The organism is Mycobacterium sp. NPDC048908 (genome assembly GCF_043197955.1).
Taxonomy (GTDB): domain Bacteria; phylum Actinomycetota; class Actinomycetes; order Mycobacteriales; family Mycobacteriaceae; genus Mycobacterium.
Genome location: NZ_JBICUE010000002.1, coordinates 537,228 through 559,234, shown reverse-complemented (window position 1 = coordinate 559,234; position 22,007 = coordinate 537,228). Strand labels below are relative to the sequence as shown.

Sequence of the window (22,007 nt, the reverse complement as noted above, 5' to 3'; positions counted from 1 at the left end):
TCGGCCGTATTCCATCAGAAACCGTAGTCTCGACGCTGGTTTCAACGGTTCGGCAGCGCCAGCCTGACGATCTTGCGGACCACCGTGGCGAACTGCCTCGGCAACGGGCCTGTGTTGTACGGAATGCGGTAGCGCGCGCAGATCTCTCGCACCTGTTCGGAGATCTCGGCGTGCCGATGTGCCGGGATATCGGGGAACAGGTGGTGCTCGATCTGGAACGACAGGTTGCCGCTCAGGACGTGAAAAAGCTTGCCGCCGGTCAGGTTCGCCGATCCGAGGATCTGCCGGAAATACCACATCCCGCGGGTTTCGGCCTTGGTCTCCTCAATGGAGAACTCCTGCACATCCTCGGGAAAGTGACCGCAGAAGATGATCATGAACGACCAGACGTTGCGGATCAGGTTGGCGGTCAGGTTACCCGCGAACACCCACGGTGCGAACGGACCGGCCAGCAACGGGAAGGCGACGTAGTCCTTGAGGGCCTGCCGCTTGGTCTTGCGCCAGATGCCCTCGAGGATCTCGCGTTTGTCGGCAAGCGAGATCTCGCCCGCGCGAATCCGCTCGGTCTCGAGTTCGTGCAGAGCCACGCCGTATTGGAAGAGCACCATCAGCAGGAACGCGTACACCGGATTGCCGAGGAAGTACGGCCGCCACTTCTGGTCCTCGCTCATCCGCAGGATGCCGTAACCGATGTCGCGGTCCATCCCGACGATGTTCGTGTACGTGTGGTGCATGTAGTTGTGCGAGTGGCGCCACTGCTCACCCGGGCATGCGGTGTCCCATTCGAAACCGCGACTCGAGATCGCCGGATCGCCCATCCAGTCGTATTGGCCGTGCATGACGTTGTGGCCGATCTCCATGTTGTCGATGATCTTCGACAGGCCCAGCATGGCGGTCCCGGCAAGCCAGAACGGCGGGAAGATTCCGCCGAAGAGCAGCGCCCGCCCGCCGACCTCCAGCGCCCGCTGGGCGGTGATGATTCGACGGATGTAGGTGGCGTCACGCTCGCCGAGGTCGGCGATCACCCGCTCCTTCAGCGCATCGAGTTCACGACCGAACGCCTCGGCCTGTTCGGGGGTCATGGTGAGTGTCTTGCCTGCGACCGTCTTCGACAGGGTCTTGGGCTGCGTCACGGTTGGTGCAGTCATGGTCAACTCCTTCGGTTCAAAGTGCGATGTCGACATCACCGACGGGGACGGTCACGCAGATCTGCACGTCCTCCTGCTCGGCGCTCGACACCGCTTGTGTGATCAGGTTCCTCACCGCGCCGCGGGTCTTGCGACGGGTGCAGCTGTGGCAGATGCCCATCCGGCATCCGCTTTCCGGTGTCAGGCCCGCGGCTTCGACCTGTTCGAGCAGCGGCCGCCCGTCGTCGACGAGCTCAACACCGCTGTCGATCAACGAAACTCGGCCGCCGGACGGCCGCTCCGGGCTGGCGAACACCGGCGGGACGAAGCTCTCCGAGCTCACATTTTCGCAATGCGCGCGCACCGCATCCACCAACGCCGTTGGGCCGCAGACGAACACCGCGTCTGGCTCGGGCATCGCGGCGGCCAGGTGCTCGGGACCGAACCGGCCGTCGAGGTCCGAGCCCGCGTTCGCCCGGGTATACCCATGCAGCACGCGGACGCCGTTCATGGTGTCGAGTTCGGTGCGGTAACACGCTTCGTCGGCCGACCGTGCGTAGTGGATGAACGCGATCTCACCGGTGAAGCCCGTGCTCCGCAATGTGCGCAGCATCGACATCACCGGCGTGATGCCGCTGCCGCCCGAGACGAACAGGATGCGCGGCGGCGCCACCGCGGGCAACACGAAGTCGCCGCCGACCGAATCCAGCCCCACGACCATGCCCGGCCGGGCGTGGTCGTAGAGATAGGTCGACACCAGGCCGCCGTCGTGGCGGCCGATGGTCAGTTCGATGTGCGGGGCGCCCTCGGCGCTGGCAGGCGAGTAAGGACGCGTGCGACGACGGCCGTCGATCTCGACGGTGAGGTTGATGTGCTGGCCTGCGCGGAAGCCGGCAAACGCGCGGTTGGGCCCGAGGACCAGGGTGACGCTGCGCGGGGTCTGCCTGCGCACCGCCACGATCTTGGCCCTGGCGTTTCCCGTGGTCCAAGTCGGGTCGACCAGCTCGGTGTACCGATCCACGCCGTGCGGCCCGGTCAGCAGGTCGAGTAATTGAGTGAACATGTGTACACCGTGCGCGACGGTTCTGGATCGCGTCAACCAATCGGAGCACGTTGTGGTAGGTTTCACACAGTGAACAGTCGTACGCCCAGTTCACGAACGAGCAGATCTGGTCGTTCGGGTAAGCCGCGATCACGCGACACCCTGACACGTGAGGAGCGCAAGGAGGCCACCCGGCGGGCCATCGTCACGGCGGCGATGAAGCTGCTCGAAGACCGCAGCTTCGCCGCACTGAGCCTGCGCGAAGTGACGCGGGAGGCGGGGATCGTGCCCGCGGCGTTCTATCGCCACTTCGAGTCGATGGAAGCGCTGGGGCTGGTGCTGATCGACGAGTCCTTCCGTCGGCTGCGCGACATGCTGCGCAGCGCGCGGGCCGGCAAGCTGGACCCGAACCGCGTCATCGAATCCTCGGTCGACATCCTCATCGACGGCGTCAACGAGGACCGAGAACATTGGCGCTTCATCGGCCGCGAGCGATCAAGCGGCGTGACGGTGCTGCGATACGCGATCCGCACCGAAATCCGGCTGATCACGTCCGAGTTGGCGATCGACCTGGCCAGATTTCCCGGACTGAACACGTGGAGCGGTGAGGACCTCAACATCCTCGCCAGCCTGTTCGTCAACGCGATGATCGTGATCGCGGAAGCCATCGAGGACGCCAACGACGCGGCGGCCATCGCCGAGATCAAGCGCACCGCGGTCAAGCAGTTGCGGATGATCGCTGTAGGCGTCAGCGGGTGGCGCAGCGACGGCTAGCGTGAGGCGCATGTCGCACCTCGAACTGACCTACCCGCGTCCCGACATCGCCGTGCTGACGTTGAACCGGCCCGACAAGCTCAACGCGCTGAACTACGACTTGGTCGAGGAGTTGCACGAAGCGCTGGACGATATCGGCGACAGCAATGACTGCCGGGTCGTGGTGCTCACCGGGGCTGGCCGCGGATTCTGCTCGGGTCTGGACTTGTCGGATCCCAACCCGTCGCAAGCGGGCGGCGGCACCGAGTTCCCGCGGTCCGGCATGCGGTGGCAGGAACGCATCGCGAACCTCACCGCGAAGATTCACCGGCTTCGACAGCCGGTGATCGCGGCAGTCAACGGGCCTGCCTACGGCGGCGGCTTCGGCATCGCGCTGGCATGCGACATCCGGCTCGCGTCGGCTTCCGCGCGGTTCTGCACGCAGTTCATCAAGCTCGGTCTCGGCGGTTGCGACATCGGCGTCAGCTACACGCTGCCGCGCATCGTCGGCGCGGGCCAGGCGTTCGACCTGATCCTCACGGCACGCGTCGTGGACGCCGACGAGGCGCTGCGGTTGGGCATCGTCTCGCGACTGTCCGAGTCGGTACTCGACGACGCACTGGCAATCGCGGAAACCCTGTGCAGTTACGGCAAGTTCGGGGTCGAATCGACCAAGCAGGTGCTGTGGTCGAACCTCGAGGCGTCCAGCCTGGAGGCCGCGTTGCATGTCGAGAACCGCAGTCAGATCCTGGCGTCGACCAGCGGCGAGATGCTCGAGGCGGCTAACGCGGTGTTGCCCCGCCGTCAGCGATGATGACCTGCCCGGTGATGTAGCTACCGGCATCGGAGGTCAAAAGCAATGCTGCGCCGACCATTTCGTCGGGAGTGGCCAGCCGCTTCATCAGCGTGCCGCCGACCATTCCCGAAATCACCTCGGGCGGGTTCTGCTGCATCATGTAGGTGTCGACAGGCCCGGGCGCGAGCGCGTTGACGCGGATGCCGAACTGTACGAACTCCGCGGCCATCGACCGCGTGAACGACATCATCGCCGCTTTCGCCGACGAGTAGATGGACAGCATCGGCGAGAAGATGAACGCTCCGATCGACACCATGTTCAGTACGGCCGCGTGGTCGCTGCTCTTCAAGTGCGGCAGCGCTTCCTGCACCAAGAACACCGGCCCGCGCACGTTGACGTCGTAGGACTTGGTCAGCGCGTCGGCGCTGACCTGACCGAGTGGCTGGGCCAACGGGTTCGCGGCGTTGTTGACCACGACGTCGATGCCGCCGAACTCGTCGACAGTCCGCTCGACCAAGGCGCGCAGCGCATCGAGGTCGCCCAGGTGCGTCGGCACCCCGATCGCCTCGCCACCGAGGCCACGCAGATGTTCGGCGGCCTGTTCGCAGGCGTCGGGTTTCCTGCTTGCGACCGCGACGCGCGCGCCCGCCAGCACATAGCCCTCGGCCAGGGCCAGTCCGATCCCTCTGGTGCCGCCGGTCACGATGACGGTGCGGCCGGTCATGTCGAAAAGACGGTCAAACGCTTCGCGATTCACGCCGCTCAGTAGAACAGATCCGGATTGGCGCTCACATACTGCTCAACGGTTTGTGCGGGATGCCCGGTGATCTGCGCGACGTCGTCGGTGGCGCGGTCGTAGCGGCCGTCTCGATGCATCCGTGCCATCGTGGCGATGTGTTGCCTGACGTGGTCGGGCAGCCCGATCGGGTCGAGCACATCGCGTTCCCATTCATCGAGCGGCACGGCGCGACCCGAGATCGGGCGGTTCAGCGCCCTGCTGTATTGCCCGGCAAGCCCGTCGATGTCGAGCACCTCCGGGCCGGTGAGTTCGAATACCCGGCCGATCCGATCGGTTGGGTCACGCAGCAACGCGGCCACCACGCCGGCGACGTCGTCGGCGGTGATCGGTGACGTGCGTGCGGTTCCGAACGGCAGCGCCAACTCACCGCGCTCACGCACGGCGGGCTTGGCCAGGATCGTGAACAGCGGATTGTCGAGGAACGTTGTTGGTCTGACGTGGATGATGGGCAGACCAGACCAGTTCAGAACCTGCTCGGCCAGCCAGTGCAGGCGGTGTTGTTTCGACTCGTCGGTGCTTGTCAGCGTCATCTGCGACACCGTCATCTGCGACATGTTGATGATGACGTCCAGTTGGGCGCGGTCGAGCGCTGCGGCGCACACCTCCGTCGTGGCCCGCAGATAGTCGGGTGACACGCTCATGTTGAAGAACATGCGCTGCACACCGTGAACCGCATCGACGATGTCTGCGGCGCGGGTCAAGTCGCCGACGATCACGTCGGCGCCCATCGCCCGCAAGCGGTCGGCGCGTTCGTCGTCGCGACGCACCATTGCGCGTACCCACTCGCCACCGTCGATCAGCGACTGCACGACACGGCGACTGACGCTGCCGATTCCTCCGCCTGCGCCGGTGACGAGGTACACCCCACTCATCCTGCCCGTGCACCCGTACTGGTGAACATCATTTCGTTTTCCGGCGTATTCGAGCAACGTGCGCGGCCGCCGAGCTGGCCGGAACCTGTTTTGCTCCAACCGAAATCATCCCGATCTCAACGGCTTGTAACGACGACGCCGACACCGACGATAACGTGGGTTGTCGGCACGACTTCCAGCTCGAGACTTCGGTGTCTGATTGGTCACATAAGGGATGAAAAATGATTGTGCGGAAAAGGATTTCGCATCTTGTAGCGATCTTGATCTAGCTGAGCTAGATTGCCATCGGCAACCACACTCACCGGATCTGCTTCGGCGCGACTCGTGCATGACCCGCCGTACTCTTTCATCGCCGACCGGGCCGATGCGTTTGCTACTTGAGGATGTGCTCGACAGCAGGGGGCAGGCCGCGCACATCAGACCTATCCGGTTTCTACGTGGGGGTTTGTCGTGTCCGCTGGCATCAAGAAGTGGTGTCGCATCGGGGCCCTCCTCGCGATGGCCTGTGCACTGTTAGCTGTCATCGTGACGGGAAACGCGCCGGCCGGCGCCGTCGTCGGATGGCAGCAACCCAAACCGCCGCCGCTCAGCACGCCGTGGACTCACCTCGTCGGGCCCGACAACGCGCTGCCCGATTACCCTCGACCGCAGATGTCTCGCGCCAGGTGGCTGAACCTCAACGGGGTATGGGATTACACGGGCCGGTCCTCGCGCAATGCGCTGCCGGCCCCGCCCGCGCCCAGTGACTACACCGAACGGATCCTGGTCCCCTACCCGACGGAATCCGCGCTGTCCGGCGTCCAGCGCCACGACGAGCAGATGTGGTACCGCAAGGTCTTCAAGCTGCCGAGCGACTGGCGTGGCCGCCACGTGATGCTGCATTTCGGTGCCGTCGACCAGATCGCCACCGTGTGGGTGAACAACCAGGAAGTGGCCCACCACGAAGGCGGCTACACCGAGTTCACCGCCGACATCACCAAGGCCCTGCGCTTCCCCGGCTCGCAGGAGATCGTCGTGCGGGTCGATGACCGCAACGAGTGGAACCCGTTTCCGGTCGGCAAGCAGCGCAACGCACCCAAAGGACTCTTCTACACCGGCTCGTCCGGCATCTGGCAAACGGTGTGGATGGAGCCGGTGGGCGCCACGCACGTCGACAAGCTCGATATCACCCCCGACCTGACCAGTCTGACCGTGACGCCGCGGGTCACCGGGGCGAAGAACGAGCGCGCCGAGGTGGCGGTGTCCGAGCCCGGTGGCGCGGTGGTGTCGATGTCGAGCGGGGAGGCCGGTCAGCCCGTGCGGCTGCCGATACCGAACGCGCGGCTGTGGTCTCCTGACGATCCCTATCTCTACGACATCAAGGTGCGGCTGGTCAGCCCGTCGGGGAGGGTGATCGATGAGGTGTCCAGCTATGCCGGGTTGCGCACGATCGGGACTGTCAACGATGCGAAGGGCAGGCCACGAATCGCGTTGAACGGCAAGATGATCTTCCTGCACGGCCCGCTGGATCAGGGGTACTGGCCCGACGGGCTTTACACCGCACCCACCGACGACGCGCTCAAGTTCGATCTCGAGCAGACAAAGGCGTTCGGGATGAACTTCGTTCGTAAACACGCCAAGGTCGAACCGGCGCGGTGGTACTACTGGGCCGACAAACTGGGGCTGCTGGTGTGGCAGGACATGCCGTCGCTCTACGTGTCGCTGGACATTCCGGTTGGCCCGTTGCCCGACCCGCCGCCGGAGGCAAAGGCGAATTTCGAGCGGGAACTGATGGCGATGATCGACCAGTTGCGCAGCGTGACCTCGATCATCGGTTGGGTGCCGTTCAACGAAGGGTGGGCCGAATACGACACGGCCAGGATCGCGGGCGCGGTCAAGGCGGCCGATCCGACACGAATGGTGGACGCCAACAGCGGGGTGAACTGCTGTAAATCGCGGGCCGACAGCATGGCCGGCGACATCTACGACGACCACACTTACGTCGGCCCTGGTCACCCGCCCCCTGCCGACGAACGCGACCGGAGGGTACGGGTACTCGGCGAGTACGGCGGACTCGGGTTGGTGCTCGACAAGAACCGGTGGCCAGGGCCGCCGGAGGCCTATGAGATGGCGCCCGATCCGCAGAAATTGACCGAGCGTTACGTCAAGATCAGTCAGGACCTTGAAGACGTCATCCGCAACGGCGGTCTGTCGGGGGCCATCTACACCCAGACGACCGACGTCGAGAACGAGGTCAACGGGTTCATGAGTTACGACCGCAGGGTGGTCAAGATGCCGCTTGAGGTGATCGCGGATCGCAATCGCGCGGTGATCGCGGCGGGTTCGGACCCCGGCGACAGTCGTTGATCAACGTGCGACCACTGACGAACTCGCGACCCTCGAACTCGAGGCTGTAGGCCAGCAGTTGCAAGGGCTTGGAGAAATCGTCGGCGGCAACGTCAACCAGATCGGGGTAGAGCGGATCGTTGCGGATCGGCAGGCCCAGCGAATTCATGTGCAGGCGAAGCTGATGGGTTCGTCCGGTGCGCGGCGTCAAGCGATACAGGCCGTCACCCATGTGCTCGACCAACGTCTCCGCGTTCGGCTCCCCCGGCTCCTCGACGGCCTGTAACTGCCCGCGGTGCTTCATGATTCGGCTGCGCAGCACCCGTGGCAGCTGGATCTCCGGATCGACGGCCGCGCGCGCCAGATAGGTCTTGCGCACCAGCCCGCGGGAGAACAGCGTCTGATACCGGCCGCGCAGTTCGCGCCGCGTGGTGAACAACAACACGCCCGCCGTCAGCCGGTCCAACCGATGCGCGGGCGACAATTCGGGCAGTTCGAGTTCGCGACGCAACCGCACCACCGCCGTCTGCGCGACGTGCCTGCCCCGCGGCATGGTCGCCAAGAAGTGCGGCTTGTCGACCACGACGATGTCCTCGTCGCGGTGCAGCACCGGAATGTCGAACGGCACAGGAACTTCGTCGCGCAGCTCACGATAGAAGTAGACGTGCGACCCGGCCGGTAGCACGGTTGTCGGGGTGACGACGGTACCGTCGGGCAGAACCACCTCTCCCGCATACACTTTCGCGGCCGCGTCGACGCCCCACCTGGACCGGAACTCGTCGACCACCAGACCGCCGTGCAACCGCACCCGCGCCGGGCCGAGGCCGTCGCGCACCGGGAGCGGTGCCGGCCTCATTTCAGCGGGACCGGCTCGAGGATCTCGGCGCGCGCCTCAGGGGCAGCGGCCCGCAGCGCGTCGGCGGACTCATCGTCGGGTTGCTGCTGCGACCGAACCTCCGCGTCGACACGCGCGATGTAGGTGTTCACCTCACGGTCGATGTCCTCGGCACTCCAACCCAAGGTGGGCGCGACGACTTCGGCGACCTCGCGGGCACAGTCCACCCCGCGGTGGGGGTATTCGATGGAGATCCGCATCCGGCGGGCCATGATGTCCTCCAGATGCAGCGCAGCTTCTGCCGCGGCGGCATACCAGGCCTCGACCTTCAAATACACCGGCGCTTCGGTGATGGGCGTCAGCAGTTCCGGCCTGCCCTTGGCCATCGCGAGGACCTCGCCGATCAGCGATCCGTACCGGTCCAGCAGGTGGCGCACCCGGTAGGGGTGCAGGCCGTAATGAGCTCCGACGCTTTCGGTTTGGTTCACCAGCGCGAAGTAGCCGTCGGCGCCCATCAGCGGGACTTTCTCGGTGATCGACGGCGCCACCCTGGCGGGTATGAATTCGGCGGCCGCGTCGATCGCGTCGGCGCCCATCACCCGGTAGGTGGTGTACTTGCCGCCCGCGATGGCGACCAGTCCCGGGGCCGGGACCGCCACCGCGTGCTCACGCGACAGCTTGGAGGTTTCCTCGCTCTCCCCCGCCAGCAGCGGCCGCAAACCCGCGTAGACGCCGTCGATGTCGTCATGCGTCAACGGCGTCGCGAGCACGGTGTTGACGTGCCCGAGAATGTAGTCGATGTCGGCCTTGGTGGCCGCGGGGTGTGCGAGGTCGAGGTTCCAGTCGGTGTCGGTGGTGCCGATGATCCAGTGGGTGCCCCACGGGATGACGAACAGCACCGACTTCTCGGTGCGCAGAATGATCGCCACCTCACTGACGATGCGGTCACGGGGCACCACCACGTGCACCCCCTTCGACGCCCGCACCCGGAACCTGCCGCGCTGTTTGGACAGCGCCTGGATTTCATCGGTCCACACCCCGGTGGCATTCACGACGACATGGCCCAGAACTTCGGTCACGTCACCGTTTTCCGAGTCGCGGACCCGCACCCCGATCACCCGGTCGCCCTCGCGCAGCAGCGACACCACCTGGGTGGACGTCCGCACCACCGCGCCGTAGTGAGCCGCGGTGCGGGCCACGGTCATGGTGTGGCGCGCGTCGTCGACGACGGTGTCGTAGTACCGGATGCCGCCGATCAGCGACGTCCGCTTCAGTCCGGGAGACAGTCGCAGCGCGCCGGCCCGGGTCAAATGCTTTTGCGCAGGAACCGATTTCGCGCCGCCCAGCTGGTCGTAGAGGAAGATGCCTGCCGCGATGTAGGGCCGCTCCCACCACCGGTGGGTCAGCGGGAACAGAAACGGCAACGGCTTGACCAGATGCGGAGCCAGTGTGGTCAGCGACAGTTCCCGCTCGTGCAGCGCTTCGCGCACCAACCCGAACTCCAGCTGTTCGAGGTAGCGCAGCCCGCCGTGGAACATCTTCGAGCTGCGACTCGACGTGCCCGACGCGTAGTCACGGGCTTCGACGAGCGCCACCTTGAGGCCCCGCGTCGCCGCGTCGAGGGCAGCGCCGGCGCCGACCACGCCGCCACCGATCACGACGACGTCGAATTGCTCGGTGCCGAGCCGCTGCCACGCCTGTCTGCGCTGCTCAGGACCGAGCAGCGTCTCACCATTGACCGTGGTCGGCTCGCTCACTTCGAATGGACCTCTTGTTACTCGTCGGTACGGTTGCCCATTCACAGGTTACTTGCGTCAGTCGAGATCGTCGTGTGCCATCAACCGCCGCCCCGCCTCGACGATCGAGCCGGACAGCGACGGATACACCGACAGCGTCTGCGCGAGGTCCGTGACCGTGAGGTTGTTCTGCACCGCCAGCGCGATCGGCAGGATCAGCTCCGAGGCGATCGGTGCCACCACCACGCCGCCGATCACCACGCCGGTCGCGGGCCGGCAGAAGATCTTCACGAAACCCAGCCGCAGCAGCGACATCTTGGCCCTGGCGTTGGTGTTGAGCGGCAGCGTCAGGGTGCGCGCGGCCACCGTGCCGTCGTCGATCCTCGACTGCGGAACGCCGACCGCGGCGATCTCTGGCCTGGTGAACACCGCCGCCGCCACGGTCCGCAACCGGATCGGGCTGACCGCCTCGCCCAGCGCGTGATACATCGCGATCCGACCCTGCATGGCGGCCACCGACGCCAGCGGCAACAAGCCCGTGCAGTCGCCTGCGGCGTATATCCCCGCCGCCGACGTGCGCGACACCCGGTCCACGGTCAGATAGTTGCCGGGCGCGAGCTCGATGCCGACCTTCTCCAGGCCCAGCCCCGAGGTGTTGGGCACCGAGCCGACCGTCATCAGTGCGTGACTGCCCTCGACGGTTCGGCCGTCGGCCATCGTCACGATCACACCTGTGGACGTCCGCCGCACCGATTCGGCCCTGGCGTTCTTGACCAGCTTGACGCCGCGTTCGGCGAACGCCTCCTCCAGCACCGCGGCGGCGTCGGAGTCCTCGTGCGGCAGGATCTGGTCGCGACTGGCCACCACCGTGACCGGGACACCGAGTTCGGTGTAGGCGTTGCAGAACTCGGCGCCGGTGACGCCTGACCCGACGATGATGAGGTGCTCGGGCAGCTCATGAAGGTCATAGAGCTGGCGCCAGTTCAGGATTCGTTCGCCGTCGGGCACCGCGTTGGGCAGCACGCGGGGGCTGGCGCCGGTGGCGATGAGCACCACGTCGGCCTTCAGCGTCGCGACCCTGCCGTCGAGCGTCGTGACCTTCACCCGGTGTTGCGCCAAGCCGGAGGTGTCGTCGACCAGTTCGCCGCGACCGGCCACGACGTTGACGCCCGCGCGCAGAAGCTGATGACCGATGTCCGTCGACTGTGACTTGGCCAGCGTCTTGACCCGGTTGTGGATCTGGTCCAGCGAGATCTTCGCGTCCTCGATCGCGATGTCGAATCCGAGCGGCGACGCGCGGCGCAGTTCGGTGCGCACTCCGGTCGACGCAATCAACGTCTTCGACGGCACGCAGTCCCACAGCACGCAGGCGCCGCCGATGCCGTCGCTGTCGACGACGGTGACCTCAGCCACCTGCCGGCCCCTTGCGGCCGCCACGAGCGCCGCCTCATATCCGGCGGGCCCGCCGCCGATGATCACGATGCGGGTTGCCACCGTCCCAACCTAACGAAGCCAGAGGTGACGCGTGCACCCGATTCCCGGGTCGATTCGCTCTCCCCTGGCCTGCCGCTCTAGGGCCCGACCCTCCGAATCCACTGAGCGAAGCCTTACGCTTTCCCCGTGACGCTGTACGCCGCCTACGGATCGAACATGCATCCGGAGCAGATGCTGGAGCGCGCTCCCCACTCACCGATGGCGGGAACGGGGTGGCTGCACGGCTGGCGACTGACGTTCGGCGGCGAGGACATCGGCTGGGACGGCGCACTGGCCACGGTCGTCGAGGATCCGACGTCGAAGGTGTTCGTCGTGCTCTACGACATGACGAAGGAAGACGAGAAGAACCTCGACCGCTGGGAAGGCTCAGAGCTGGGCATCCACAAGAAGATCCGGTGCCGGGTGGACCGCACGTCGTCGGATACCAGCTTCGAGCCGGTGCTGGCCTGGCTGTATGTGGTGGACGCCTGGGAGGGCGGCATCCCGTCGGCCCGCTACCTGGGTGTGATGGCCGACGCCGCCGAAATCGCCGGGGCGCCAGCGGAATACGTCCACAATTTGCGCACCCGCCCGGCGCGCAACATCGGCCCCGGCACCTCCTAGCTTCTCTCCGCGAACGACCGCGTCTGTACACGACACGCCGCTGTTTGTTGGCATTTTGCGGTCGCTCACGCCGCGCACGCGCGACGAAGGTGCCTGTCGATGCGGGCAACGAATTCCCACGCCCGGTATCTGACGTCTTCGAACACGATCGGAATGACCGTCCAACCAACGTCCTGCAGGGCCGCCTGACGCCTGCGATCTCGTCGCATCACCTCAGCGCCGCTGTGCCAGTCTTCGCCGTCGTATTCCACCGCAAGGCGCTGCTCTGGCCAGGCGAAGTCAACTCGGCGCCACTCGCCGTTTCCGTCGAGGATCTTGTGCTGCAGCAGCGGTAGCGGCAGGCCTCCGTCGATCATTGCCAGCCTGGCTTCGCTCTCCATGGGCGACTCGGCGAGACCGTCAGCGCGCGGAATCAACTCGCGGACGGCAACGATGCCACGCCGTCCAGCCTGTTGGGCAGCGGCCCGCGACAACTCGACGCGCCGGCACGTCCCGCTGCGTAGGGCGGCATCCAACGTCGCCAACGCACGTGGCCGGCGAAGGCTGCGCGCGACCTCGACTGCGGTCCAGGCAGGCGACGTAGCGAGGCGCTCACCCACTCTGTCCAACGGTGCTCCTTCGCGCCGGTGCACGACCAACCCGTCCGCGGAGCGCAGCCGTGACCCCACCGGGCTCAGCACATGGAGGTCGACGGGCTCCTCCGTGTCGAAGCCGTAGAGCGCTGCGGCTGTAGCAAGGCAGACCGGGACGGCGGAACGGCAGGCCAAGTCCAAACCACGCAACCGGATGAAGTCGTCAGGCTCGCCTCGGCAATAGACTCCTTGCCATATCCGCTGCAGCACACCGGAATTCAGCATCGACTCGAACTTGCGTCTGGTCAGGTAAGCCAGAATCTGGCCACTGCTCGCGACGCCATGCTGACGGTCGAACAGGGCGTCGAGCTCCGGATGCATGGCTCAGATCGTCACGGGCCCGCCGTTGTTTGAACAGGGAGCCACCGCGCGGCTGTGGATAACTCGAGGCGAGCGACCGCAAAATGCCAACGCGCAACGGCGTGTCGACGTACAGACACGGTCGTCCCCGGCTTGCGCGTGGGCCCACGGCGAAATGGAGATCTAGAACTGGGCGGCCTGGTCGATGATGTTGACCAACACTCGAACGCCCACCGCCAGCGCCCGCTCGTCGAGATCGAACGTCGGCTGGTGCAAATCCAGTTGCGGGCCGCGGCCTGACCACACGCCGAGCCGGGCCATGGCGCCGGGCACCTCCTCGAGATACCACGAGAAGTCCTCGCCGCCGCCGGACTGACGGGTGTCGCACAGCACGTCGGGGCCGATCGCCTCGACGGCGTGGGTGAGGATGCGCGTCGAGATCTCCTCGTTCACCACCGGCGGCACGCCGCGCCGGTACATCAGGCTGTGCTCGATGCCGAGCGGTGCCAGCAGCGACGAAACAATCTCGCGAACAATGGATTCCAGCGAATCCCAGGTATCGCGGCTGGCGGTCCGGATGGTGCCTGCCAGCGTGCCGGTCTGCGGGATCGCATTGGCCGCCACGCCCGCATTGACCGCGCCCCACACCATCACCGTGCTGTTGCGCGGGTCGATGCGCCGCGACAGCACGCCTGGCACGCCGGTGATCAGCGTGCCGAGCCCGTACACCAGGTCACCGGTCAGATGCGGACGCGACGTGTGCCCGCCATGCGATTGCAGCGTCACCTCGAGTTGATCGGCGGCTGACGTGATCGGCCCGGGCCGAAGCGCCACCTTGCCGACCGCAAGCCGGGGGTCACAGTGCAGCGCGAAGATGCGCGACACGCCGGTCAGCGCGCCCGCCGCGATCGCGTCGATCGCGCCGCCCGGCATCAGTTCCTCGGCCGCCTGGAAGATCAGCCGCACGCCCACCGGCAACTCGGGCACCGAGGCCAACGCCAGCGCCGCACCCAGCAGCACCGCGGTGTGCGCGTCGTGGCCGCAGGCATGCGCGACGTTGGGCACCACCGACGCGTACGACGCGCCGGTGCGTTCGGCCATCGGCAGCGCGTCCATGTCGGCCCGCAGCGCGATCCGCGGGCCGTGCTCCGGCCCGAAATCACACGTCAGCCCGGTTCCGCCGGGTAGCACCTTGGGGTTCAGTCCGGCGTCGGCAAGGTGGGAGGCGACGAACTGCGTGGTGGCGAACTCTTGTCGGCCCAGTTCGGGGTGGGCGTGAATGTGCCTGCGCCAGGCCACCAGCTCGTCGTAGTGGGCGTCCAGCCACAGTTCGGTGGCGTCGGGGAGGCTCATGCGCGATCCGCCTCCGCTACTCGCTCGCCGAGGCTCATGACGCCCTCCTCGCCTGCAGGTCCAGCACCCGATCCCGCTCGGTAGCCGACTCGGCCAGGCTGACGACCGTGCGGGCCAGCATGATCGCACCTTCGACAACGGCCTTGTCCGCGCTCGGCCCGGCCGCCGCGGCGGTGAACGCCGGCTGGTGAATCGACGCGCCGCCCGCCTCGACGCCCACGATCGGATGGATGCCGGGCATCACCTGCGTGACGTTGCCCATGTCGGTGCTGCCCAGCGGCAGCGTGCCTTCGACGTTCTCGGGCACCGGACTTCGGCCCAGCCGCACCATCTCGTCGCGGAACACCGACGCGAGCCACGGGTCCGGGACGAGCTCCGCATATGCGGGCGCGGTCTCGGTCACGGTGTGCGTGCAGCCCGTGCCGACGGATCCCGCCGCAAAGCAACCCGCCATCTTGTCCTCGAGGTCGCGCAGCGACTCGGAGTTGACCGCCCGCATCGTGTACCGCACTTCGGCGCGCCCGGGAATGACGTTGGTGGCCTGCCCGCCGTCGGTGACGATGCCGTGCACCATCTGCCCCGGTACCAGATGCTGTCGCAGCAGGCCGATCGCCACCTGGGCGACGGTCACCGCGTCGGCGGCATTGACACCCAGGTACGGCGCGACAGCGGCGTGCGACTCCTGGCCGGCGTAGCGCACCGTCACCTCCGACAGCGCCAGCGAGCGGGCCGCGGCGATGTCGACGGGCCCGGGATGCAGCATCACCGTCGCTGCGACGTCGTCAAACGTTCCGGCCTTGAGCAGCAACGCTTTTCCGCCGCCGGCTTCCTCGGCGGGCGTTCCGATCAACGCGACGGTCAAGCCCAGGTCGTCGGCAACATCCGCGAGTGCCAGCGCCGTGCCGACGGCCGACGCCGCGATGATGTTGTGACCGCAGGCGTGCCCGATGTCCGGCAGCGCGTCGTACTCGGCGCAGATCCCGATCACCAAGGGACCGCTGCCGTAGTCGGCGCGGAATGCGGTGTTCAGGCCGCCGGGCGCCGCGGTGACCGCGAACCCGCGCTCGGCGACGAGCGCCTGGGTCTTGGCGCAGCTGCGATGTTCGGCGAACGCCAGTTCGGGTTCGGCGTGAATCGAGTGCGACAGCTCGACCAGATCGCCGCTGCGTCGGTTGACTGCGTCCTCGACGCTTGTCGACGCGGTGGCGGTGGGCATCTCAGCAGTATCTCACTGTCCCGACGGCTGCCTGGCTGACGGCTAAGCTCGCCCACTGTGACGAGCCCGGCAGCGGCGGCGCAAGACGCGGCGACCGCCATCATCGAGCGCACCGGCGTCGAAACCCACGACGTCGCCGTCGTCCTGGGTTCGGGCTGGGCGCCGGCGGCGGCGCCGCTCGGCGATCCGGTGGCTGTGGTGCCGGTGGCCGAGTTGCCCGGCTTCACCCCGCCGAGCGCCGAGGGGCATGGCGGTCAGCTGTTGTCGGTGCACGTCGGCGAGCATCGGGTACTGGTGTTCGTCGGCCGCATCCATGCCTACGAAGGACACGACCTGCGCCACATCGTGCACCCTGTGCGCGCCGCGTGCGCGGCCGGTGCGCGCACCGTGGTGCTGACCAACGCCGCGGGCGGCCTGCGCGACGACTTCGCCGTCGGGCAGCCGGTGTTGATCAGCGACCACCTCAACCTGACGGCCCGCTCCCCGCTCGTCGGCGCACATTTCGTCGACATGGTCGACGCGTATTCGCCGCGGCTGCGGACGCTGGCACGCGAGGTCGATCGTTCGCTGGCCGAGGGTGTGTACGCCGCGCTGCCGGGGCCGAACTACGAAACACCCGCCGAGATCCGGATGCTGCGCATGATGGGCGCCGACCTGGTCGGGATGTCGACCGTGCACGAAGCGATTGCCGCCCGCGCGGCCGGTGCACAGGTCCTCGGCGTATCGCTGGTGACCAACCTTGCGGCGGGGATGACGGGGCAGCCACTGAGCCACCAGGAGGTGCTGGAGGCGGGCCGTCAATCGGCGACGCGGATGGGCTCTCTGCTCGCCTCGGTGATCGCGCGGGTCTGACGACCCAACCGTTTGCTGATCCATACCACGCTGCGCGCCATCAGCGGCGCCGCGAACAGCATCAAAAGGATGCGCACCACCTGCGCGGCGATGATGAACGTCACGTTGGACCCGGTTTCCACGGCGGTGGCCAGCACCGCATACACCCCACCAGGGCTGGTGGCGAGGTAGCCCTCCAACGGAGTGAGTCCGGTGAAGCGTGCCAACAGCGCGCCGAGTCCGGCCGTCGCGATGCCAAGCGCGACAATCAGGCCGATCGCCGCGGGCAGCATGCGACCGATCGCCCGCAGCGATTCTCGGGTGAACGCCAACCCCGCCTGCCAGCCGATCACCATGTACCCGGCCTGAACCAGCAGCGCAGGCACGGCGAGACCGAACGAGTAACCGGTGACTTCCAGTGCCACTGTCAGCGCCATCGGACCGAGCAGACCGGCACCGGGCAGGTGGATCGGCTTGCCTACGGCAGCGCCGGCGAACACCAGCACGATCAGCATTGCGAGGCTGAGATACCAAGGGGCGGTCTGGGTTTGCGCGACGGGCGCTGCCTCGTGCGACCTGTCCGCGTGATAGACCAGGGTCACGACGACGGGCATCGACGCGGTCACGAGGCCGACGCGCAGGTACTGCACGACCGACACCACGCGGTCGTCACCACCGAGTTCGCGGGCGATTGCCACCAACCCCGACGCGCCGCCTGCAACCAGCGCGAGTGACCCCGTCAGCGGCGTGACGTCGCGGTGCAACCCGAGCAGGGCGCCTGCGACGATGCTGAGCAGCAGGGTGGCGACGGCGATCGTGACGACGATCGGCCAGTCGCTGCCCAGTGCCCCCACAGCGTCCTGATGGACCATCGTCCCGATGTAGACGCCGAGCACACCTTGTGCGGCGACGCCCGCGGTACGGGGTACCCGACTGGGAGCCAGCGACGTGAGTGCGAGCACGACCCCGACCACCAGGGCGGCGAACAGCGCGGCCGACGGCACGCCGATGCGGGTAAGCGGGTAGGTGACTGCACCGGTGAGCAGGACCAGTAGGGCCCACCTGAGCATCCGCCGCAACAACGTCATATCGATCCCAAGTATGCCCTTGGTAAATGATCATTGCAACGTGCAGTGATCCACGTGACATGCACTGATTACCAAGGTATAACTTGGTTATGCCACGCATTCACACCCAAGCCACCGAGCTGCGGGAATCGATGATGGCGGTGGCCCGGCAGATGCGCAGGCACCGCCTCGACCACGGCCTGACGCTGAGCCAGATGGAACTGCTGAGCGAGATCAGCCGCGCCGGCGTCACCACGCCGGCCGAACTCGCGCACCAATTACACGTCCGGGTGCAGTCGCTGACCGACAGCATCAACGAATTGCTCGGCCGAGACCTGATCGCGCGCCGCCCCGATGAGAACGACCGGCGCAGGCAGCTCATCGAACTCACCGATACAGGGATGGCACTGCTCGAGGCTGATCGCGCCGAACGAGATGCGTGGCTGCACGCGACCATGCGTGACAACCTCACACCGTTGGAATTCGACCTGCTGATGCTCGTTGCCCCGGTGCTGCGCAAGCTGGCTTACAGCGAGACCAAAGCGGGCACACTAGCCGTATGAGTTCGTCGCGGCGCCAGCAGAGTACGGTGCCGTCGGTCGCGCAGGAGTGGATCTCTCACGACCCCGATCCGCAGACCGTCGCGGAACTCGCGGCGCTCAGTGCGCAAGAACTCGATGACAGGTTCGCCAATCCACTGACGTTCGGTACCGCGGGTCTGCGCGGCCCGCTTCGCGGCGGCCCCAACGGCATGAATCTGGCCGTCGTGCTGCGCACAACATGGGCGGTCGCCAAGGTACTCAAGGACCACGGCTTGGCGAACAAGCCGGTGGTGGTCGGCAGGGACACCCGCCACAGGTCCGAGGACTTCGCCTTGGCGGCCGCAGAAGTCCTTGCCGCCGAAGGATTCTCGGTGACGTTGATGTTCGCCGCGGTGCCCACGCCGATCCTCGCGTTCGCGGTGCGTCACAACCGCGCGGCGGCGGGCATCCAGATCACCGCATCGCACAACCCGCCTTCCGACAACGGCTACAAGGTCTACTTCGAGGGTGGTTTCCCGATCGTGCCGCCGATCGACGACGAGATCGAGCGCGCCGCCGCCGAGGCACCGCCGGCCGACCAGATCGCCCGGCAACCCGTGCAACCCAGCGGAGTGGACGTCGTTCAGCACTACATCGAGCGGGCGGGACGCCACCGGTTCGCTCACGGCTCTGTGCGCATCGCATTGACCCCGATGCACGGCGTGGGCGGCGAGTTCGCGATGGACGCGCTGGTGCGCGCCGGGTTCACCGACATCCATGTCGTCGAAAGCCAATTCGCGCCCGATCCGGACTTCCCGACCGTGCCGGTGCCCAATCCGGAGGAGCCCGGCGCGGTCGACGCGCTGCTCGAGCGTGCCGCCGAGGTGGACGCTGAGATCGCGATCGCACTTGACCCCGACGCTGACCGCTGCGCGGTCGGCGTGCCAACGGCCAATGGCTGGCGCATGCTGTCCGGCGACGAAACCGGTTGGCTGCTTGGCGAATACATCCTCACCCAGACCGAGCCAGGCCCTGTCTCCGCCGCCACGCTGGTGGCCAGCACCGTGGTGTCGTCACGCATGCTGGCCGCCATCGCCGAGGCCCACGGCGCCCAGCATGTGGAGACTCTCACCGGGTTCAAATGGTTGTCGCGCGCCGACGTCGACCGGCCCGGGTGCACGCTGGTTTACGCCTACGAAGAAGCGATCGGTCACTGTGTCGATCCAGGCGCTGTCCGCGACAAGGATGGCATCAGCGCGGCGGTGATGTTTTGTGATTTGGTTGGGGCACTGCGTGATCAGGGCCGCACGGTGCTCGATGCACTCGATGCGCTGGCGCGGGAGCACGGCGTGCACACCTCGACGGCGGTGACGCGACACGTCGCCGACATCGGCGAGGCGCAGGCGGTGATGGCCAAGCTGCGGGCGACACCGCCGGATCGGCTTGGCGGCTTCGAGGTGGCGGTGACCGACCTGAAGATGTGGCATCCGCCCACCGATGGCCTGGTGTTCCTCGGCGGCAACGATCAGGACTGGGTCAGGATGGTCGTGCGGCCTTCGGGAACCGAGCGGAAGCTCAAGTGTTACATCGAAGTTCGCTGTGCGAACATGTCCGACCTCGAGGGGACCCGCATCAAGGCTCGCGGGCTTCAAGACGAGTTGGCTTCGGTGGCCCGCCAGTTCTAGCGGGGCCCGAACTGCCGGTCACCTGCATCGCCGAGGCCGGGCACGATGTAGGCAACGTCGTTGAGTTTGTCGTCGATGGTGGCGGTGAACAGCCGCAGGTTCGGCGCCACCTTCTCAAGCGCCGCAATGCCTTCCGGCGCACAGACGACGCAGATCGCGGTGATGTCTACGGCGTTGCGGGACTGCAGCAGGCCCAGCGTGTGCGCCATCGAACCGCCGGTTGCCAGCATGGGATCGAGCACCATCACCGGCTGTGCGCTCAAGTCGTCGGGCAGCGACTCCAAATACGGTGTGGGCTGATGAGTTTCCTCGTCGCGCGCGACCCCGACGAAGCCGACCCGCGCCTCCGGAATCAACGCATGCGCCTGATCGACCATGCCCAGTCCGGCACGCAGCACGGGCACCAGAAGCGGCGGGTTGGCCAGCCGGCATCCGGTGGTTTCGGCCAGCGGCGTGCGCACCGGGACGGTGTCGCATGCGGCGTCACGCGTGGCCTCGTACACCAGCATCAGTGTCAGGTCGCGCAGCGCGGCCCGAAACGCCGCGTTGTCGGTGCGCTCGTCGCGCAGGGTGGTCAGCCGTGCGGCGGCCAGGGGGTGGTCGACGACGCGCACATCCATGCGCCGAACCCTAGTGGAACCGAACGGCCGCCGCGGACGTCCTAACACCCATGTTCGCCGACACCGATGCCGTCCGCGCCTTCGGCTCAGCCAACGACGCCCACGCCAGCGACCTTGCCGCGGTCGCGTCGGCCCTGGCATCGATACCCAATGCCGCCACCGGCGCGATGCTCGGCCCCGTCGGTGCCCGCTTCCTCGCCGCGTTGACCGAGGCCACCATCGAGGCGTCTCGAGCGGTGACCGAGTTGGCCGACCGGATGGCGGCCGGCTCTCGCACGGCGCACGACGCCGCAATCGCGTATGACAGCACCGATGCACGCGCGGGCACTCGACTGTCGGGGGTGTACTGATGCCCAGTGCGCTGGTCTCGGCGCTCGCAGCGCCGATCCGGGAGGTGCAGTCGCTGATCGGCCAGGGGTGGCCGGACGATCTCGGATTGAGCAGGCTGCATATGTCGCTGTCAGACATCGCCTCGGCGTCCCGCCGCACGTGGACCCACACCGAGCAGACGTGGTCAGGTGCCGGCGCAGACGCCGCAGCACAGTTCGCGGTTGCGACGGTCATCGCCACCGAAGAGCTGGCCGCAAGGGTGCAGGAGCTGAGCGTGGTCACGCAGACCGCGGGCGGGGCCGTGGCCCGTGCCAACGAGCGGCTGCGCGACATCGTCGAGCGCTTCGAGGCTCGCGCCGCCGCGCTCGAGCCGTATCTCGGTTCACCTGCGGCCGAAAGGGAAATGCTGGCCGAGGCGCAGCGGACGCTGGCGGAGGCCGTCGCGGTGGTGGAGGAACTGCGCGCAGAGCTACAGGGCCACGCCGCCACACTGTCCCCGTCGCCGGCGCCGTCGTCCCCTGCGGCGACCACACCGGCGGACATGGGCAGTCCGTCCATGCCTTCGATGAACCCGCTGCCCGGCGTGGGCGGTGGCTCGCCGTCGGGCGGTCTCGGCGAACTGACGAAATTTGCGGCACACGACGCACCGCTACCGGATGCGGCGGTGTTCGGTGACGGTTTCGCCGTCCGATTGCCCGACGGCAGCACCGCGATGGCGCCGAACACGCTGGCCGCCAGCGCCGTTCGGCACGCGCTGACCCAACTCGGCGTGCCTTACGAGTGGGGCGGCACCACACCGGGCGTCGGGCTGGACTGCAGTGGCCTGACGCAATGGGCGTATCACGAAGCGGGGCTTGATATTCCGCGGTTGGCGCAGGAGCAGGACATCGGCGCCGCAGTCGACGCCGGGTCGCTACGGCCTGGTGATCTGGCGGTCTGGGACGGCCACGTCGCAATGATCGTGGGGAACGGGACGATGATCGAGGCTGGCGATCCGGTGCAGTTGTCACCGATCCGAACCACGAACGCCGGCCAGGGTTTTCAGGGTTTCTGGCGGCCGACGGGGTGAC

21 protein-coding genes are annotated in these 22,007 nt (G+C 67.0%); 9 read left to right on the top strand and 12 right to left on the bottom strand.

Annotation, left to right across the window (positions count from 1 at the left end; all coding sequences use genetic code 11):
* Nucleotides 1–41: 41 nt before the first annotated feature.
* Nucleotides 42–1,148, bottom strand: a complete 1,107-nt coding sequence (locus tag ACGFK1_RS07290) for a fatty acid desaturase family protein (RefSeq protein ID WP_393427561.1) — start codon at nt 1,146–1,148, stop codon at nt 42–44.
* Between the two features lie 16 nt (nt 1,149–1,164).
* Nucleotides 1,165–2,190, bottom strand: a complete 1,026-nt coding sequence (locus tag ACGFK1_RS07285; protein WP_393427560.1) for a ferredoxin reductase — start codon at nt 2,188–2,190, stop codon at nt 1,165–1,167.
* 69 nt (nt 2,191–2,259) lie between these two features.
* On the opposite strand from ACGFK1_RS07285, the gene ACGFK1_RS07280 reads away from it, so the two are divergent.
* Nucleotides 2,260–2,943 carry a TetR family transcriptional regulator gene (locus ACGFK1_RS07280; RefSeq protein WP_393427559.1) on the top strand — a complete coding sequence of 228 codons (684 nt, stop codon included), beginning with the start codon at nt 2,260–2,262 and terminating at the stop codon, nt 2,941–2,943.
* Between the two features lie 10 nt (nt 2,944–2,953).
* Complete coding sequence (locus tag ACGFK1_RS07275) at nt 2,954–3,736, top strand: enoyl-CoA hydratase/isomerase family protein (protein ID WP_393427558.1); 783 nt, start codon at nt 2,954–2,956, stop codon at nt 3,734–3,736.
* On the opposite strand, the gene ACGFK1_RS07270 is transcribed toward ACGFK1_RS07275, so the two are convergent.
* Both ACGFK1_RS07270 and ACGFK1_RS07265 read right to left on the bottom strand, forming a co-directional pair.
* Nucleotides 3,705–4,475 (bottom strand): SDR family NAD(P)-dependent oxidoreductase, encoded by a 771-nt coding sequence (locus tag ACGFK1_RS07270; protein ID WP_393427557.1) that lies wholly within the window; start codon nt 4,473–4,475, stop codon nt 3,705–3,707. The two genes, ACGFK1_RS07275 and ACGFK1_RS07270, sit on opposite strands and share 32 nt — an antisense overlap.
* Before the next feature lie 5 nt (nt 4,476–4,480).
* Entirely contained in the window at nt 4,481–5,389 is a 909-nt protein-coding gene (locus ACGFK1_RS07265) for an NAD(P)H-binding protein (protein WP_393427556.1), read from the bottom strand.
* Between the two features lie 498 nt (nt 5,390–5,887).
* Between ACGFK1_RS07265 and ACGFK1_RS07260 the strand changes: the two genes are divergently transcribed.
* The gene (locus ACGFK1_RS07260; RefSeq protein ID WP_393427879.1) at nt 5,888–7,735 is read left to right on the top strand and encodes a glycoside hydrolase family 2 protein; all 1,848 of its coding nucleotides are present in this window, start codon (nt 5,888–5,890) and stop codon (nt 7,733–7,735) included.
* Here ACGFK1_RS07260 and ACGFK1_RS07255 read toward each other — a convergent pair.
* From ACGFK1_RS07255 to ACGFK1_RS07245, 3 genes are read right to left on the bottom strand one after another with little or no spacing between them, the layout of a single operon-like run.
* Nucleotides 7,656–8,570, bottom strand: a complete 915-nt coding sequence (locus tag ACGFK1_RS07255; protein WP_393427555.1) for a pseudouridine synthase — start codon at nt 8,568–8,570, stop codon at nt 7,656–7,658. The two genes, ACGFK1_RS07260 and ACGFK1_RS07255, sit on opposite strands and share 80 nt — an antisense overlap.
* Nucleotides 8,567–10,306 (bottom strand): glycerol-3-phosphate dehydrogenase/oxidase, encoded by a 1,740-nt coding sequence (locus ACGFK1_RS07250; protein ID WP_393427554.1) that lies wholly within the window; start codon nt 10,304–10,306, stop codon nt 8,567–8,569. Before ACGFK1_RS07250 ends, ACGFK1_RS07255 begins: the two co-directional genes overlap by 4 nt.
* A 57-nt stretch (nt 10,307–10,363) precedes the next feature.
* Complete coding sequence (locus ACGFK1_RS07245) at nt 10,364–11,779, bottom strand: NAD(P)H-quinone dehydrogenase (protein ID WP_393427553.1); 1,416 nt, start codon at nt 11,777–11,779, stop codon at nt 10,364–10,366.
* Nucleotides 11,780–11,905: 126 nt separating this feature from the next.
* Here ACGFK1_RS07245 and ACGFK1_RS07240 point away from each other — a divergent pair, with 126 nt between their 5' ends.
* The gene (locus ACGFK1_RS07240) at nt 11,906–12,382 is read left to right on the top strand and encodes a gamma-glutamylcyclotransferase (protein WP_393427552.1); all 477 of its coding nucleotides are present in this window, start codon (nt 11,906–11,908) and stop codon (nt 12,380–12,382) included.
* Nucleotides 12,383–12,447: 65 nt separating this feature from the next.
* Here the strand turns inward: ACGFK1_RS07240 and ACGFK1_RS07235 are convergent, their stop codons facing one another.
* From ACGFK1_RS07235 to ACGFK1_RS07225, 3 genes are all read right to left on the bottom strand, one after another.
* On the bottom strand, nt 12,448–13,335 hold the full coding sequence (locus tag ACGFK1_RS07235) for a DUF559 domain-containing protein (protein WP_393427551.1): 888 nt from the start codon (nt 13,333–13,335) through the stop codon (nt 12,448–12,450).
* A 162-nt stretch (nt 13,336–13,497) separates the two neighbouring features.
* Nucleotides 13,498–14,667, bottom strand: a complete 1,170-nt coding sequence (locus ACGFK1_RS07230) for an amidohydrolase (protein ID WP_393427550.1) — start codon at nt 14,665–14,667, stop codon at nt 13,498–13,500.
* A gap of 34 nt (nt 14,668–14,701) precedes the next feature.
* Nucleotides 14,702–15,883 carry a M20 family metallopeptidase gene (locus ACGFK1_RS07225; protein WP_393427549.1) on the bottom strand — a complete coding sequence of 394 codons (1,182 nt, stop codon included), beginning with the start codon at nt 15,881–15,883 and terminating at the stop codon, nt 14,702–14,704.
* A 57-nt stretch (nt 15,884–15,940) separates the two neighbouring features.
* Between ACGFK1_RS07225 and ACGFK1_RS07220 the strand changes: the two genes are divergently transcribed.
* Nucleotides 15,941–16,735: a purine-nucleoside phosphorylase gene (locus tag ACGFK1_RS07220; RefSeq protein WP_393427548.1), complete on the top strand. Its 795-nt coding sequence runs from the start codon at nt 15,941–15,943 to the stop codon at nt 16,733–16,735.
* On the opposite strand, the gene ACGFK1_RS07215 is transcribed toward ACGFK1_RS07220, so the two are convergent.
* Nucleotides 16,681–17,802 (bottom strand): AbrB family transcriptional regulator, encoded by a 1,122-nt coding sequence (locus ACGFK1_RS07215; RefSeq protein WP_393427547.1) that lies wholly within the window; start codon nt 17,800–17,802, stop codon nt 16,681–16,683. The genes ACGFK1_RS07220 and ACGFK1_RS07215 overlap by 55 nt on opposite strands.
* An 89-nt stretch (nt 17,803–17,891) precedes the next feature.
* Here ACGFK1_RS07215 and ACGFK1_RS07210 point away from each other — a divergent pair, with 89 nt between their 5' ends.
* Nucleotides 17,892–18,344, top strand: a complete 453-nt coding sequence (locus tag ACGFK1_RS07210; protein WP_393427546.1) for a MarR family winged helix-turn-helix transcriptional regulator — start codon at nt 17,892–17,894, stop codon at nt 18,342–18,344.
* A complete protein-coding gene (locus ACGFK1_RS07205; RefSeq protein WP_393427545.1) occupies nt 18,341–19,987 on the top strand; it encodes a phospho-sugar mutase in 1,647 nt (548 codons plus the stop codon). The genes ACGFK1_RS07210 and ACGFK1_RS07205 overlap by 4 nt, the downstream gene beginning before the upstream one ends.
* Here ACGFK1_RS07205 and upp read toward each other — a convergent pair.
* Entirely contained in the window at nt 19,984–20,607 is a 624-nt protein-coding gene (upp, locus tag ACGFK1_RS07200) for a uracil phosphoribosyltransferase (protein WP_393427544.1), read from the bottom strand. The genes ACGFK1_RS07205 and upp overlap by 4 nt on opposite strands.
* 50 nt (nt 20,608–20,657) lie before the next feature.
* On the opposite strand from upp, the gene ACGFK1_RS07195 reads away from it, so the two are divergent.
* Both ACGFK1_RS07195 and ACGFK1_RS07190 read left to right on the top strand, forming a co-directional pair.
* Nucleotides 20,658–20,957 (top strand): hypothetical protein, encoded by a 300-nt coding sequence (locus ACGFK1_RS07195; protein ID WP_393427543.1) that lies wholly within the window; start codon nt 20,658–20,660, stop codon nt 20,955–20,957.
* Nucleotides 20,957–22,006 (top strand): NlpC/P60 family protein, encoded by a 1,050-nt coding sequence (locus ACGFK1_RS07190; protein WP_393427542.1) that lies wholly within the window; start codon nt 20,957–20,959, stop codon nt 22,004–22,006. The genes ACGFK1_RS07195 and ACGFK1_RS07190 overlap by 1 nt, the downstream gene beginning before the upstream one ends.
* The last annotated feature ends 1 nt before the right edge of the window (nt 22,007 follow it).

What these genes read in the sequence shown, in the direction of transcription:
- upp (WP_393427544.1), bottom strand. Translation starts at nt 20,607, where the DNA reads ATGGATGTGCGCGTCGTCGACCACCCCCTGGCCGCCGCACGGCTGACC.
- ACGFK1_RS07230 (WP_393427550.1), bottom strand. Translation starts at nt 14,667, where the DNA reads ATGAGCCTCCCCGACGCCACCGAACTGTGGCTGGACGCCCACTACGAC.
- ACGFK1_RS07290 (WP_393427561.1), bottom strand. Translation starts at nt 1,148, where the DNA reads ATGACTGCACCAACCGTGACGCAGCCCAAGACCCTGTCGAAGACGGTC.
- ACGFK1_RS07275 (WP_393427558.1), top strand. Translation starts at nt 2,954, where the DNA reads ATGTCGCACCTCGAACTGACCTACCCGCGTCCCGACATCGCCGTGCTG.
- ACGFK1_RS07195 (WP_393427543.1), top strand. Translation starts at nt 20,658, where the DNA reads ATGTTCGCCGACACCGATGCCGTCCGCGCCTTCGGCTCAGCCAACGAC.
- ACGFK1_RS07210 (WP_393427546.1), top strand. Translation starts at nt 17,892, where the DNA reads ATGCCACGCATTCACACCCAAGCCACCGAGCTGCGGGAATCGATGATG.
- ACGFK1_RS07190 (WP_393427542.1), top strand. Translation starts at nt 20,957, where the DNA reads ATGCCCAGTGCGCTGGTCTCGGCGCTCGCAGCGCCGATCCGGGAGGTG.
- ACGFK1_RS07235 (WP_393427551.1), bottom strand. Translation starts at nt 13,335, where the DNA reads ATGCATCCGGAGCTCGACGCCCTGTTCGACCGTCAGCATGGCGTCGCG.
- ACGFK1_RS07205 (WP_393427545.1), top strand. Translation starts at nt 18,341, where the DNA reads ATGAGTTCGTCGCGGCGCCAGCAGAGTACGGTGCCGTCGGTCGCGCAG.
- ACGFK1_RS07265 (WP_393427556.1), bottom strand. Translation starts at nt 5,389, where the DNA reads ATGAGTGGGGTGTACCTCGTCACCGGCGCAGGCGGAGGAATCGGCAGC.
- ACGFK1_RS07260 (WP_393427879.1), top strand. Translation starts at nt 5,888, where the DNA reads ATGGCCTGTGCACTGTTAGCTGTCATCGTGACGGGAAACGCGCCGGCC.
- ACGFK1_RS07255 (WP_393427555.1), bottom strand. Translation starts at nt 8,570, where the DNA reads ATGAGGCCGGCACCGCTCCCGGTGCGCGACGGCCTCGGCCCGGCGCGG.
- ACGFK1_RS07215 (WP_393427547.1), bottom strand. Translation starts at nt 17,802, where the DNA reads ATGACGTTGTTGCGGCGGATGCTCAGGTGGGCCCTACTGGTCCTGCTC.
- ACGFK1_RS07225 (WP_393427549.1), bottom strand. Translation starts at nt 15,883, where the DNA reads ATGCCCACCGCCACCGCGTCGACAAGCGTCGAGGACGCAGTCAACCGA.
- ACGFK1_RS07285 (WP_393427560.1), bottom strand. Translation starts at nt 2,190, where the DNA reads ATGTTCACTCAATTACTCGACCTGCTGACCGGGCCGCACGGCGTGGAT.